13 protein-coding genes and 1 pseudogene are annotated in these 13,939 nt (G+C 65.9%); 10 read left to right on the forward strand and 4 right to left on the reverse strand.

What is annotated here, in order from left to right:
- Nucleotides 1-162 precede the first annotated feature (162 nt).
- From N826_RS36445 to N826_RS36455, 3 genes are read right to left on the reverse strand one after another with little or no spacing between them, the layout of a single operon-like run.
- Complete coding sequence (locus tag N826_RS36445) at nt 163-1,362, reverse strand: 3-oxoadipyl-CoA thiolase (RefSeq protein WP_044437289.1); 1,200 nt, start codon at nt 1,360-1,362, stop codon at nt 163-165.
- A 14-nt stretch (nt 1,363-1,376) separates the two neighbouring features.
- A complete protein-coding gene (locus tag N826_RS36450; protein ID WP_244619727.1) occupies nt 1,377-2,900 on the reverse strand; it encodes a 3-hydroxyacyl-CoA dehydrogenase in 1,524 nt (507 codons plus the stop codon).
- Entirely contained in the window at nt 2,887-3,657 is a 771-nt protein-coding gene (locus N826_RS36455) for an enoyl-CoA hydratase (RefSeq protein ID WP_044437292.1), read from the reverse strand. The genes N826_RS36450 and N826_RS36455 overlap by 14 nt, the downstream gene beginning before the upstream one ends.
- 144 nt (nt 3,658-3,801) lie before the next feature.
- On the opposite strand from N826_RS36455, the gene N826_RS36460 reads away from it, so the two are divergent.
- From N826_RS36460 to N826_RS42490, 10 genes and pseudogenes are all read left to right on the forward strand, one after another.
- Nucleotides 3,802-4,653, forward strand: coding sequence for an IclR family transcriptional regulator (locus N826_RS36460; protein ID WP_244619726.1), 852 nt, complete (start codon nt 3,802-3,804; stop codon nt 4,651-4,653).
- A 58-nt stretch (nt 4,654-4,711) separates the two neighbouring features.
- Nucleotides 4,712-5,863, forward strand: a complete 1,152-nt coding sequence (locus tag N826_RS36465) for an acyl-CoA dehydrogenase family protein (RefSeq protein WP_044437294.1) — start codon at nt 4,712-4,714, stop codon at nt 5,861-5,863.
- A 1-nt stretch (nt 5,864) separates the two neighbouring features.
- On the forward strand, nt 5,865-7,442 hold the full coding sequence (locus N826_RS36470; RefSeq protein ID WP_044437297.1) for a class I adenylate-forming enzyme family protein: 1,578 nt from the start codon (nt 5,865-5,867) through the stop codon (nt 7,440-7,442).
- Between the two features lie 84 nt (nt 7,443-7,526).
- Nucleotides 7,527-8,705 (forward strand): ABC transporter substrate-binding protein, encoded by a 1,179-nt coding sequence (locus tag N826_RS36475; RefSeq protein ID WP_044437299.1) that lies wholly within the window; start codon nt 7,527-7,529, stop codon nt 8,703-8,705.
- Nucleotides 8,706-8,731: 26 nt separating this feature from the next.
- Nucleotides 8,732-9,607 (forward strand): branched-chain amino acid ABC transporter permease, encoded by an 876-nt coding sequence (locus N826_RS36480; protein WP_044437301.1) that lies wholly within the window; start codon nt 8,732-8,734, stop codon nt 9,605-9,607.
- Complete coding sequence (locus N826_RS36485) at nt 9,607-10,593, forward strand: branched-chain amino acid ABC transporter permease (RefSeq protein WP_044437303.1); 987 nt, start codon at nt 9,607-9,609, stop codon at nt 10,591-10,593. Before N826_RS36480 ends, N826_RS36485 begins: the two co-directional genes overlap by 1 nt.
- A complete protein-coding gene (locus N826_RS36490) occupies nt 10,577-11,302 on the forward strand; it encodes an ABC transporter ATP-binding protein (protein ID WP_044437305.1) in 726 nt (241 codons plus the stop codon). Before N826_RS36485 ends, N826_RS36490 begins: the two co-directional genes overlap by 17 nt.
- Nucleotides 11,295-12,011 carry an ABC transporter ATP-binding protein gene (locus N826_RS36495; RefSeq protein WP_044437307.1) on the forward strand — a complete coding sequence of 239 codons (717 nt, stop codon included), beginning with the start codon at nt 11,295-11,297 and terminating at the stop codon, nt 12,009-12,011. Before N826_RS36490 ends, N826_RS36495 begins: the two co-directional genes overlap by 8 nt.
- Nucleotides 12,012-12,281: 270 nt before the next feature.
- Nucleotides 12,282-12,785 carry a nuclear transport factor 2 family protein gene (locus N826_RS36500; protein WP_211099483.1) on the forward strand — a complete coding sequence of 168 codons (504 nt, stop codon included), beginning with the start codon at nt 12,282-12,284 and terminating at the stop codon, nt 12,783-12,785.
- 16 nt (nt 12,786-12,801) lie between these two features.
- Nucleotides 12,802-13,096: pseudogene (locus tag N826_RS42490) on the forward strand (IS6 family transposase); the annotation flags it as partial.
- Nucleotides 13,097-13,219: 123 nt separating this feature from the next.
- Here the strand turns inward: N826_RS42490 and N826_RS36510 are convergent.
- Entirely contained in the window at nt 13,220-13,597 is a 378-nt protein-coding gene (locus N826_RS36510) for a winged helix-turn-helix transcriptional regulator (RefSeq protein ID WP_044437313.1), read from the reverse strand.
- Nucleotides 13,598-13,939 lie beyond the last annotated feature (342 nt).

The following is a 13,939-nucleotide window of genomic DNA, read 5'->3' on the forward strand; positions in this document are numbered from 1 at the left end:
TCAGCTTGTCCTGGGCATAGGCGCGGGCGCTGTCGCGCACCATGCGCTCTTCCTCGGTAAGCTGGTCCTCCAGCAGCAGCGGGTCTTCCCATTGGAAGGACGCGCGGTTGCCGCTTTTAGGTTCGGTGGCGGCGACGGTGATGGCGTCTGCGGTCATGACGGTCAAACCCTTTCGATGACGGCGGCGATCCCTTGGCCGACGCCGATGCACATGGAAACGACGGCATAGCGGCCGCCGCTGCGGTGAAGCTGCCGGGTCGCCGTCAGCGCCAGCCGGGCGCCGGAGGCTCCCAGCGGATGGCCGACCGCGATGGCCCCGCCATTGACGTTAAGGCGGCTGTCGTCCGCCGACAGTCCCAGCTCCTGCAAACAGCCGAGAACCTGGGTCGCGAACGCCTCGTTGATCTCGATCGCATCCATTTCACCCAGGCTGAGGCCGGCGCGGTCAAGCGCTTTCCGGATCGCCGGAACCGGTCCCAGCCCCATGACGCGCGGTTCGACCCCGGCGACGGCTCCGGCGACGATGCGGGCCAGTGGCTCAACGCCGGCCCTTTCACCGGCAGCGCGGGTGCCGACCAGCAAGGCGGCGGCGCCGTCGTTGATGCCCGACGCGTTGCCCGCCGTGACGACGCCATCGCTGAACAGCGGCTTCAGCTTGGCAAGCCGCTCCAGCGTCGTTTCCGGACGGGGATGCTCGTCCGCCGCGACGCTCTGGACGGCGCCCCGCTTGCCCGGCACCTCGACCGGCATCAGTTCGCTTTCGAAGAACCCGTCGGCCAGCGCCGCCGCGTATTTCTGCTGGGAGGCAAGCGCGAAGCGGTCGCTGGCATCGCGGCCGACCCGCAGGTCGTGGGCGATGTTGTCGGCGGTTTCCGGCATCGAGTGGTTGCCAAAGCGCTCGACGATGGCCGGATTGGTGAAGCGGGCGCCCATGGTCGTGTCGAAGGCCCGGATCTCCCGCGAATAGGCGCTTTCCGCCTTGGCCATGACGAAGGGCGCGCGGCTCATGCTCTCGACGCCGCCGGCGACGAACAATTCGCCCTGGCCGGTCGAAGCGGCCCGCGCCGCGTCCAGCACGGCCGAAAGCCCGCTGCCGCACAGGCGGTTGACGGTCAGTCCCGGCACCTGGAACGGCAGGCCCGCCAGCAACCCGGCGTGCCGGGCGACGTTGCGGCTGTCCTCACCGGCCTGGTTGGTGCAGCCGGCGATGACGTCCTCGACATCCTCCGGCCTGAAGGCCGAGCGGCCGATCACGGCCTTGATGACTCCGGCCAGCAGGTCGTCGGGGCGGACGCTGGCCAGTGCTGCGGCATGGCGGCCGAACGGCGTGCGCAGTCCGTCATAAATATAGGCGTCGAGCATCGGAACGCTCCTCCTCAGTTTTCTTGTGTCAGCAGCGAGACGCCCAGCCCAGCGCGACGGGTCAGCCAGGGGCTGGGCCGGTAGCGGGGGTCGCCCGTGAAGTCATGGATCGCTTGCAGGATTTGCAGGATGCGCGCCGGTCCCAGCGCATCGCCCATCGCCAGCGGCCCCTTGGGATAGCCAAGGCCCAGCGTCACCGCCGCGTCGATGTCTTCGGGCGAGGCTATCCGCTGCTGGGCGATCTCGCAGCCGATGTTGACGATGGTCGCCACGACGCGCTGAGCTACGAAACCGGCGCTGTCACGGATCATGGAAACCGGCGTCCCGTCGGCCGACAGCACGGCCTGGGCGGCAGCGCGATACTCGGGCGCGGTTACCGGCGTCGTCATGGCGGTGCGCCGGCGGGCCAGGCAAAACAACGGATCGACCGCGACGGTCCGCGCCGGGTCCAGCCCGAGCGACAGCGCGGTGTGGGTAGCATCAGCGCCGTACGGCGCCACCAGGCAAAGGCTGACGGCGCCGGGCTTTTCGCCCCAGTCCGGTTCCCAGCCGGCGGCCTTGACGAGAGCCGCCAATTCCGGCGAGTCCACCCAGACCGGCAGCCGCTCGACCTTTTCCGGTATGGGAGGCGGCGTCACGGCGACCTGCTTGCCGTCATGATACTGGTAGAAGCCGCGCCTGGTCTTGCGTCCCAGCAACCCGGCGGTCAAACGCTGGCGCAGGCTATAAGATGGGCGGAATCGGGGCTCCTGGTAGAACTGGCCATAGATCGACTCCATGACCGGGTGCGACACGTCCAGCCCGGTCAGGTCGAGCAGTTCGAACGGTCCCATGCGGAAGCCGGCGGCCTCGCGCAGGATGCGGTCGATCTCCGCAAACTCCGCAACGCCTTCCTGAAGGATCGCCAGCGCCTCGGTGCCGAAGCCGCGCCCCGCGTGGTTGACGATGAAGCCGGGCGTATCGGCAGCCCGTACCGGCCGGTGACCCGTCCGGACCGCCAGCGTCGTCAGGGCATCGGCCACCCACGGCTCGGTCAGCACGCCGGGGATCACCTCCACCACCTTCATCAGCGGCACGGGGTTGAAGAAGTGGAAGCCCGCGACCCGGCCAGGCAGGGCGCAGGGCGCTGCGATGGCGGTCACCGACAGCGACGACGTATTGGTCGCCAGCACGCACGCCTCGCCGACGACCGGCTCAAGCCGGGTGAACAGGTCGCGCTTGGCCTGCAAGTCCTCGACGATGGCCTCGACGACGATATGACAGCCGGCGAGGTCCTGTTCGCAGGCGATCGGCCGAAGCCGCGCACCGGCTTGCGCCGCCGCCTCCGCCGTCATGCGGCCTTTGCCGGCCAGGGTGTCGAACATGCCGGAAACGGCGGCCCGCGCCTGTTCCGCCGCGTCCGGCCGGGCATCCATCAACCGCACCTCGACCCCGGAAGCGGCTGCGATCTGGGCGATGCCGCGCCCCATGGTGCCGGTGCCGACCACGCCCAGCACCAGATCGGTCCGATTGGCGTCCAGCATGTCAGCGCCCCTCATAGGCGGGCTTCCGTTTTTCCAGGAAGGCCTGCATGCCTTCGCGCTGGTCCCTGCTGGCGAACAACAGTTGAAACGCCTTCCGTTCCAGCATCAACGCGGCGGATAGCGGCGCGTCCTGACCGGCCAGCATGACTTCCTTGATCTGCTGGACGGCGAGCGGCGGCATCCTGGCGATCTGCCCGGCCAGCTTCAGCGCCGCGTCCTCGACCTCGGCATCCGGCACCACTTCAGTCACCAGCCCCATCGCATCGGCGTCGCGGGCCGAGACCGGTTGGCCGGTCAGCACCATCTTCATGGCCTTGAACTTGCCGACCGCCCGCGTCAGGCGCTGGGTGCCGCCGGCGCCCGGCATGATCCCGACGCGGATTTCCGGCTGGCCGAAGCTGGCGCCTTCTCCGGCGACGATCATGTCGGCGTGCATCGCCAGCTCGCATCCACCTCCCAGGGCATAGCCGTTGACGGCGGCGATGATCGGCTTTGGGCATTCCGCTATCGCCTGCCACAGCAGATGGGTGTTGCGCAGGATCAGGTCGACCGGCGTCGCCTCCGCCATGTCGCGGATATCGGCGCCCGCCGCGAAGACCTCGGCATTGCCGGTCAGCACGATGCAGCGGGTCTCGACATCAGCGCCAAGGGTGCGGAAGTGGTCGGCCAGCATCTGGCGCACGGTCAGGTTCAGCGCGTTGCGGGCCTCGGGCCGGTTGAGGCGCAGCAGGGTCACCCCTGGCGCCGGCCGTTCGAGCAGGACTTCCGACATGTCGGCTCACTCCCTCGTTTTCTTCTGTTTCCGGAGCTGTTTCCCGCTCCGTCAGTTTCGCTGTGCGAAATTCAGTTTTGCATTCTTGACCCGACCATAATACGAGCGTATGGTCCTGTAAAGCGCGTAAGGGAGATGAAACTCATGACCGGCGATGTTGACGATCTCGACAGCCAGATGTCGGTACCTGTTTCCGATGTCGAAACCGCCGATCAATTGGAATCGGACGAGATAAAGGACCGGCAATTCGTCGTCGCCCTTGCGCGTGGTCTTGAGGTTCTCCGGGCGTTTACACCCAAGGACAACATCCTGGGTAACCAGGACATTGCCGCCATTACGCATCTGCCCAAGCCGACCGTCTCAAGACTGACGCACACCCTGACACGGCTGGGCTACCTGACCTACTCGGAACGGCTGGGAAAGTACCAGCTCGGCACGGCGGTGCTGTCGCTGGGCTACGCTGCCCTCGCCAACATAGGCGTCCGCCAGATCGCCCGGCCGTTCATGCAGGAACTGGCGGACTACGCCAACGCCTCCGTCTCGCTCGGCAGCCGCGACCGGCTCAACATGGTCTATGTCGAGCATTGCCGCTCCGACGCCACCGTGACGCTCCGCCTCGACCTCGGCTCGCGCATCCCGGTCGAAACCACGGCCATGGGCCGGGCGCTGTTGGCGGCGCTGCCGGCCAGCGAGCGGCAATACCTGATGGACCACGCGGCCAAGCACGACCCGAAGAACTGGCCGCGCATCAAGTCCGGGATCGAGCAGGCGGTCGAGGACTACCGCAAACACGGCTTCGTGATTTCCGCCGGCGAATGGCAGTCGGACGTCCATGCCGTCGGTGTGCCGCTGGTGCCGCCGGACGGCTCGCCGATCCTGGCGCTGAACTGCGGCGGCCCGGCCTTCCTGTTCGACCGCAAGAGGCTGACCGAGGACCTCGGCCCGCGCCTCGTCAATCTCGTCCGCAACGTCGAAGCGGCCCTGATGCGCCGCTGACATAAGACGTTGACCTAGGACGCTCAATCAAAAAGTCATAGCAAGGAAACCGCTCAGAATGGCACTGGACCAGGAAACCCTCAGCCAGTTGATCGATACTGTCGGCCGTTTCGTACGCGAACGGCTGGTTCCCAACGAAGAGCGCATCGCGGAAGAAGACGCGATCCCCGCCGACATCGTCGCGGAAATGCGCGAACTTGGCCTGTTCGGGCTGTCCGTGCCGGAAGAGTTCGGCGGCCTCGGCCTCACCATGTCGGAAGAAGTGCAGGTCGCCTTCGAACTGGGCCAGACCTCGCCCGCTTTCCGCTCGCTGCTGGGCACCAACAATGGCATCGGCTCCCAAGGCATCGTGATCGACGGCACGGACGAGCAGAAGCGGAAATACCTGCCGCGATTGGCAAGCGGCGAGATCATCGGCTCGTTCGCCCTGACGGAGCCGGGTTCCGGCTCCGACGCCGCCAGCCTGCGGACCACGGCCCGGCGCGACGGCGACCACTACGTGCTCAACGGCACCAAGCGCTACATCACCAATGCGCCGGAAGCCGGCCTGTTCACCGTGATGGCTCGGACCGATCCGCAGGACAAAGGCCCCAACGGCATCAGCGCCTTCCTGGTCGAAGCCGGCACCCAGGGCCTCCATATCGGTCCCAACGACAAGAAGATGGGCCAGAAGGGCAGCCACACCGCCGATGTGATCTTCGAGGACTGCCGGGTTCCGGCCGACGCCATCATCGGCGGCCGCGAGGGCCAGGGCTTCAAAACAGCGATGAAGGTGCTCGACCGCGGCCGCCTGCACATCGCCTCGGTCTGCGTCGGCGTCGCCGAGCGGCTGATCCGTGACAGCCTGCGCTATGCGCTGGAGCGCCAGCAGTTCGGCAAGCCGATCGGCGAGTTCCAGTTGGTCCAGGCGATGCTGGCCGACAGCCGCACCGAAGCCTACGCCGCCCGCTGCATGGTGGTGGACGCCGCCCGCCGCAAGGATGCCGGCGAGCAGGTCAGCACGGAAGCGAGCTGCTGCAAGCTGTTCGCCAGCGAAATGGTCGGCCGGGTGGCGGACCGCGCGGTGCAGATCCACGGCGGAGCCGGCTACATCGCCGATTACGGCGTCGAGCGGTTCTACCGCGACGTCCGCCTGTTCCGCCTGTACGAGGGCACCAGCCAGATCCAGCAGATCGTCATCGCCCGCAACATGCTGCGGGAGGCAAGCTGACATGCGAGCCGCCGACAGGGAGTGGACACCGGAACGCGCCCGGCAGGCGCTCGACCGGCTGCCCCGGCGCATCAGCCACATCGTCCGCCCCTGGGCGGAAACGATGCCGGACCACCCGGCGCTGGTCGAGGGCGACAGCTTCTGGAGCTACGGCGAGCTTGGCCGCCACGTCGCCGAAACCGGCGCGCGGCTGATGGAGCTGGGCGTGCGGCCCGGCGACCGGGTGATGATCGTCAGCGAGAACAGCCTGGCCCAGGCCGTCCTGGTCCTGGCCGCCGCCGAGATCGACGCCTGGGCGGTGATCGTCAACGCCCGCCTGTCGGCCCGCGAGATCGACCAGATCCGCGACCACAGCGGCGCCCGCCGGGTCTTCTATACGACGGGCGTCTCCACCCAGGCGGCGGCCCATGCGGAACGGCACGGCGCCACCGCCATCGACATCGCCGGGCTCGGTCCTTCGGTCCTGGCGGTCGGTCCGCTCGATCCCGCTCCGCTGCCGGAGCCGGTCCATGACGATGCCGCCGAGCAGGTCGCGGCGCTGATCTATACCTCGGGCACCACGGGACATCCGAAGGGCGTCATGCTGACCCATCGCAACGTGCTGGTCATCGCGGCAATTTCCGGCGGGATGCGCAGGCTGGACTGCGACGACAGGGTCTACGGCGTGCTGCCGGTCACCCATGTCTTCGGCTTCGCCTCGGTCTTTCTCGGCACGCTGATCCATGGCGGGACGCTGTTCCTGTGCCCGCGCTTCGAGCCGGCGGCCGTGGTGGATTCGCTGGAGAAGGACCGGCTGACGGTCCTGCAAGGCGTTCCCGCCATGTTCGCCCGCCTGATCGAGCATCTGCGGGTCGCCGGACTGGAAACCGTGCCGCACCCGGCCCTGCGTTTCCTGTCCGCCGGCGGCTCTCCCCTCGACCCCGCGATCAAGGCGGATGTCGAGGCCGTGTTCGGCCTGCCGCTCAACAACGGCTACGGCCTGACCGAGTGCGCCCCGACCATCGCCCAAACGCTGATCGAGAAGCCCCGCCGGGACTGCTCGGTCGGTCCGATCCTGACGGGACTGGAAGCGAAGCTGGTCGGGCTGGACGGCGCTCCCGTGCCGGACGGCGGCGTCGGCGAGCTGTGGGTCCGAGGGCCGACCGTGATGAAGGGCTACTACCGCGCACCGGCGGAAACGGCCGAGGTGCTGACCGTCGACGGCTGGTTCAACACCCGCGACCTCGCCCGGTTCGAGGACGGCGACCTGTTCATGGTTGGCCGCTCGAAGGAGCTGATCATCCGCTCCGGCTTCAACGTCTACCCGCCGGAGGTGGAAGCCGTGCTGAACGCCCATCCCGCCGTGACCCAGTCCGCCGTGGTCGGCCGCACCGTTTCCGGCAACGAAGAAGTCGTCGCCTTCGTCCAGATCCAGCCGGGCGTCCGGGTCACCGCCGAGGCGCTGGCCGCCTTCGCCGCCGAGCGTCTGGCCCCCTACAAGCGCCCGTCCGAGATCGTCCTGCTCGACACCCTGCCGGCCAGTTCGACCGGCAAGGTCATGAAGAGCCGGCTCAGCGAGCTGGCCCAGACCAAGGCCTGACCGAACGAGCCTGTGCCGGAATCCGCCCCAGGAACCTGAGCGCCCAAGTCTCAGGCCTAACAAGCACACCGGAGGAAATACCCCATGACATTCCGCTCCCGGTCCCTTGCCTGTACCGCCGCGGCGGCGCTTGCGCTGCTGCTCTCCGCCGGTCCCGGCTCCGCCACCGATTTCGCCATCGGCTCGCAGATCGCCATGAGCGGTGCCCTGGCCCGCGTCGGCATGGCGACCAACGAAGGCGTCACCGTTGCGGTCGAGATGTTCAACCGCGCCCACCAGGGCCGGCACAGCGTCAAGCTGACCTCGATCGACGACGAGTCCAACCCGGCCAAGGCGGTCTCCGCGATCGAGCGGATGGCCCCGGACGTCCAGGCTTTCTCGGGCGGCTACGGCTCCAACATCATCGGTCCGGCGTCGGAGACGGCGGAGCGGGCCGGCAAGGTCTACATGACGTCGGGCGGCGTCGCGTCCGAACTGGTCAAGCGCGGCCTGACGAACTTCTTCCGCATCAACAACGGCGAGGGCTACAGCCGCGCGCTGGTCGGACTGTTCGGCGACCTCGACATCAAGTCGGTGGCGATCCTCCATTCCACCAAGGACGCGACCCAGGAAGTCGCCCATCAGGTGGAAGACGGGCTGGTCGGGCGCGGCGTCAAGGTCAGCACCCATGCCTTCGACCCTGCGATCAGCGACTTCAAGCCGGTGCTGCACAAGGTCAAGGTGCTGGACGAACCCGACGCCATCGTGATGATCGGGTACGAGAACGACTATGTCGGCATCCTGCGCGCCGCCCGCGTCATGCAGCCCAAGGTCAAGCTGATCTCCGGCGTCTGGTCGCTGGCGACCGGCAAGATGGCGAACGACTTCCCCGAGCTGATGCAGAACGTCGTCGGCACCTCCACCCTGCCGTACCCGGTCGCCTTCACCGATCCGGAAGCCCAGGAATTCGCCAAGGTCTACAAGGAGCTTTACAAGAAGGCTCCCGATTATCTCGGCGTGTTCGGCTACGTCCAGACCAAGCTGCTGCTCGACGCCATGCTGCGCGCCGACGAGGCCGGCACCCTGAAGCAGCCCGGCGGCATCGCGGCGGAACTGCGTCGGACCGCGACCGAGACGCTGATCGGCCCGGTGCGCTTCGACGAGCGCGGCGACAACCCTGAATTCACCCACCGCATGGGCCAGCACCAGGGCAAGCAGGTCGTCCTGGTCTGGCCGGAAAAAGCGGCCACCGGCCCGGTCAAGTTCCCGGCGACGCCCTGGTAGGCGCCTCTAAAAAGCGAGTGATTCCCATGTCCGAACTCGTCCTGCAATCCCTCTATGCGGGGTTGCTTGCCGGGGGCTATTACGCCCTGATCGCCCTTGGCCTAACCCTGATCTTCGGCACCATGAAGGTGATCAACCTCGCCCATGGCGAGATGGTGCTGCTGGCCGCCTACATCGCCTATACCGCCGAAAGCGTCTACGGCATCAACCCGGTGCTGGCGATCCCGCTGGCGGTCGCCGCCGTGGTCCTGACGTCCGTGATGGTCTACGGGCTGGTCAGCCGCATCAGGCAGGACCGGGAACTCAATTCCCTGATCCTGACCTTCGGCATCGGCATCGTCCTGACCAACTTCGTGCTGATGGTCTGGTCGGCGGATATCCGTTCGACCAACGTGCCCTGGTTCAACGAACCCGTCGTGATCGGCGAAGCGTTCTACAGCACCAGCGCCCAGGTCCTGTTCTTCCTGGCTGGACTGGGGCTGACGGCGGCGCTGTGGTGGTGGCTCGGGCGGAGCTGGTACGGCAGGGCGCTGCGCGCCGTCGCGTCCAACCGCAACGCCGCCATGCTGATGGGCGTCAATCCCCGCACGACCGAGGTGATCTCCTTCGTGATCGCCGGCCTGCTGGCCGGCATCGCCGGGGTGGCGCTTTACACCGTCGCGGTGATCCATCCGGACCTCGGGCACAACCTGACCATCAAGGCCTTCGTGATCACCGTCCTGGCGGGTCTCGGCTCGATCCCCGGCGTGCTGGTCGGCGCAATGCTGATCGGTGTCGCGGAATACATGACGATCACGCTGGCGAGTTCGGCCCTACAGGAGTTGACCGGCATGGTGATGTTCCTGCTCGTCCTTTTCATCCGGCCCTCGGGCCTGTTCGGCAGCCGAGGGAGGGTAGGCTGATGCGCGCTTTTCCAATCGCAATCGTCGCGGCCTGCTACCTGGTCGTCCCGGTCGTCCTCGGCAGCAACGACTATATCCTGAGCCTCGTGATCGCGGCTCTGACGCTGGCCGCCATAGCCTTGTCCTGGGCGCTGCTCGGCAACCTCGGCGGCATGGTCAGCTTCGGCCACGCGGCGTTCTTCGGCGTCGGCGCCTATACCTCCGCCCTGCTGGCGAAGGACTTGGGCGTGCCGGTGTTCCTGGCGATGCTGGCGGGCGGAGCGGGGGCAGCACTCGCCTCCGTCGTCACGATGCCGGCGCTGCGGCTGCGCGGACCTTACTTCGCGCTGGCGATCCTCGCCTATGCCCAGATCTTCCGCATCCTGGCCAACCAGATGACGGGCGTGACCGGCGGGGCAGGGGGCATCCTCAGCATCCCGCCGCTGCCGACGGTCTTCGGCTTCGACTTCTCCAGCAAGCTCGGCGCCTATCTGGTTATCCTGACTCTGCTGGTGCTGGGCATCCTGGCCTACAAGGCGATCCGCGACAGCTACTGGGGTCTGGCGCTGAAGGCGATGCACGACAGCGAGGACGCGACCCGCGTGATCGGCGTGCCGAGCACCCGGCTCAAGGCGGCGATGCTGGTCGTCTCCGCCTTCATGGCCGGCGTCGCCGGAGCCTTCAACGCCCATGTCATCGGCTTCCTGGAGCCGGACTACGCCTTCGCCGGGACATGGTCGGTGATCCCCGTCGTCGCCGCGATCTTCGGCGGCTATCGGACGCTGTCCGGCCCGATCCTGGGCGCGCTGGTGATCTATCTGCTGGACCAGCTGCTGTTCAAGACCCTGATGCCGCAGGGCCACCAGATCATGTTCGGCGTGCTGCTGGGCGCCATGATCCTGTTCAGCCCGTCGGGACTGCTGCCGCTGCTGACCAAGCCTTTCGCCCGGTTCAAACCCGCCAAAAGAACGCCAACCCCGGAGAAGCGCCATGCCGCTGCGGCTTGAGAACATTTCCGTCCGGTTCGGCGGCATCGCCGCCCTGACCGGCGTGAACCTGGAGGTCGCCGACGACAGCGTCGTCGGGCTCGTCGGCCCCAACGGCGCCGGCAAGACCACGCTGTTCAACGTGATTTCCGGACTGGTCCGCCCGACCGAGGGCAGCGCCCGGTTCGGCGATACGGATCTGGTCAAGGGCAAGATCCACAACCGGGCCAGGGCCGGCATCGGCCGCACCTTCCAGATCCCGCAGCCGCTGCACGAGCTGACGGTGCGCGAGAACCTGATGGTCGCCCAGCGCTTTGGGGCGGGCCGGATCGATCCCAGCCGGATCGACGAGATCCTGGACTTCCTCAACCTGACCCACAAGGCCGACGCCCAGGCTGCGACCGATCTGGCGCTGAGCGAGCAGAAGGCGCTGGAGGTCGGCAAGGCATTGGCGACCGAGCCGAAGCTGCTGATGCTGGACGAGGTGCTGGCCGGGTTGGAGACCAGTGGCAAGCGCGCCTTCATGACCATGCTCGCCCGCCTGCACCGGGAATGGAACCTCGCCATGATCGTGATCGAGCACGACATCGAGACGATCTCGCGGCTGTGCCAGCGTTGCGTCGTCCTGAACTTCGGCAAGGTCATCGCGGACGGCACCCCCGACGCCGTCTTCCGCGATCCGGAAGTCCGCCGGAGCTATACCGGAACGGGAGCAGCAGAACATGCTTGAGGTCGATAAACTCCGCGCCGGCTACGGCGCCATCAACATCCTGTGGGACCTGTCGCTGACCATCCGGGAAGGCCAAACGACCGTGATCGTCGGCCCCAACGGCGCCGGTAAGACGACCCTGCTGCGCGCGATCATGGGCCTGATCAAGGCGTCCAGGGGCGACATCCGCCTGAACGGCAGGACCACCGCCAACCGGGCCACCTGGGACATCGTCCATGACGGCGTCATCATGATCCCGGAGGGCAGGCTGGTCTTCCGCGACATGACGGTGGAGGACAACCTGATGATGGGCGCCTTCCCGCGCCACTGCCGCAAGGGCGCCAAGCAGAACCTGGCCCAGGTCTACGACCTGTTCCCTCGTCTGGCCGAACGCCGCCACCAGGCCGCCGGATCGCTGTCCGGCGGGGAGGCGCAGATGGTCGCGATGGGCCGCGGCCTGATGGAGGAACCCAAGGTCGTGCTGATCGACGAGCCGTCCCTCGGCCTCGCCCCCGTCGTCGTGGACGAGATCTTCCGCATCATCGCCCGCCTGAAGCGGGAAGGACGCACCATCGTCCTGGTCGAGCAGAACACCCACCGCGCGCTGGCCGTGGCCGATCACGTCTACCTGATGCGGAGCGGTCAGGTAGCCCTGTCCGAACCGGCCTCCGCCGTGAATCTCGACCGCCTCCACGACCTCTACTTCGCCGCCGAGGCGGCTGGCGCATGAAGCCGGCCGTAAGCTGCCGGCCTGTGACGAGAAACCGTTAAGCCACTTCAGGCCGAAATCGCAAAAACTCACACGCTCTCACCTGATTGGAGAGGCTCCTCTACCGCAATCACCCACCTGCCGGCAAGTTGGTGCCAAACCTGACGGAATCGATACGCGATCACTCTGATCTGAGGTGCTTACCAAAGGGTAAGTACTAGACTCACTATCACGGGACTATAAATCCTGGAGCGTGCTGCGCTCCAACGCGGAGGAACCAGGAGGAACCATATGACAGTTTTCCATCGCCGCTCGATCTTGACCGGACTCGCGACGCTCGCGGCAACGCCTCTAGCGCAGCGGGCTCACGCGCAAGCGCCCTTGCTGCCGACGAACGAAGCGGTCATCAGAGAACTATACCGGGTCGCTGAGGCAGCGAGCCTCAACGCAGACAGATTCGTTTCTCTTTTCGCGGACGATGGATACTTTCTTGACGTGTCGTCAGGACAGAGATGGATCGGCCAAGAGGTTCGTGAACCAGTCACGGGGCTAATCTCAGCCTACCCCGACATGCATCGTGAGCTGCTGAGGTTCTATTCCACCTCTGACGATGTGGTCGTGGTCGAACTCAAGCTGCAAGGCACCCATGGGGGTGATCTTCCCCTTCCCGGCGGTGCCCTCCGCGCCACGGGTAGGAAGTTCGACGTGCCGTGCTGCGATGTGTGGCACCTCAGGGACGGCAAGGTGAAGTCGTTCCACTGCTATAATAACCTTGTCGCCTTGCTGAAAAGCTGAGCAGTCCTAGTTTTTAATGCTCGCGTTCCGGGGTATTGAGGTCAGCCACGAGAAGATACGCCAGTGGGCACTCAAGTTTGGCCAGGAGTTCGCCAACATCATCCGTCGTCGGCTGCCCCGGCTCGGCGACAAGTGGCACATGGATGAAGTTGTTCTCAAGATCGCCGCGCGTCATGATCACCGACAAGCTCGGCTCATACGGCGCGGCGAAGAAGGAGATCATGCCGGGCGTTGAGCACCGCCAGTACAAGGGGATCAACAACCGCGCGGAAAACTCGCACCAGCCGACCCGACGACGAGAACGGCAGATGAACGGTTCAGTCACGGAGTCGTGTTGCTATAACGACGTCTCAGTTCGGCTCGACAATCTGGACGCTCTGAATAACTCGGACGCTAAATCGCAACGCTGACAAGTCGCGCGGTGTTCCGACCGGCTACGCACGAGGCAAGGTTGCTTTTGCATTCTGGCGAACAGTCCTGGCCTCTGCGATAGCAGTGACCTTGTCCATGTTTGCTGCGCCCCATTCGCAGACGGCCTGCAGCGAGCGGCAAAAATTTATCCCGAACGCTGTCAGCTCGTACTCCACGTGGGGCGGGACGGTTTTGTGATCGATCCGGCGTAGGAGGCCGTCCTCTACCAGCTCCTTCAGCTGCTGGCTCAGCATTTTCTCGCTGACCTGTCCAACTAATCTTCGCAACACGCTGAAGCGCAGTTTACCATCCCTGAGATGGAAGAGGATTAAGATCTTCCACTTTCCGCCGATGAGATTGACCACGGCTTCCATGCCGCAGCGGAAAGGCAGTTCAGACATCACCATTAGTTCCCTAGATTGCACGTACAAAATAGTACGTATCAGCTTTTTATCAAAGGCTGTTTACTCTCTTGTCTGACCGGGCGTGCACAGTTGAACGGAGAAAGCCATTGCGTAGGCATCGTCAAGTTGTTGGGCGGGAGCCGAGGATTGGATGAGCTTGCCCGTGAACAGGGGTGCTGCGGGCTATGCGACTTGCTTAATGCCGCAGACGTAGTGCCGCGCCTGGGAAGCGGAGGGTTTAACGGACTAATGACGGATTTTATACATCCTAGAGGCATTCACAGTTTTGCGTTTCGATGGTCCTCTCTCTTCCTCATTGTCCCCGGTGCGGCAGTCGGC

Origin of the sequence: Skermanella aerolata KACC 11604, assembly GCF_000936425.1 — a bacterium.
Taxonomy (GTDB): Bacteria; Pseudomonadota; Alphaproteobacteria; order Azospirillales; family Azospirillaceae; genus Skermanella; species Skermanella aerolata.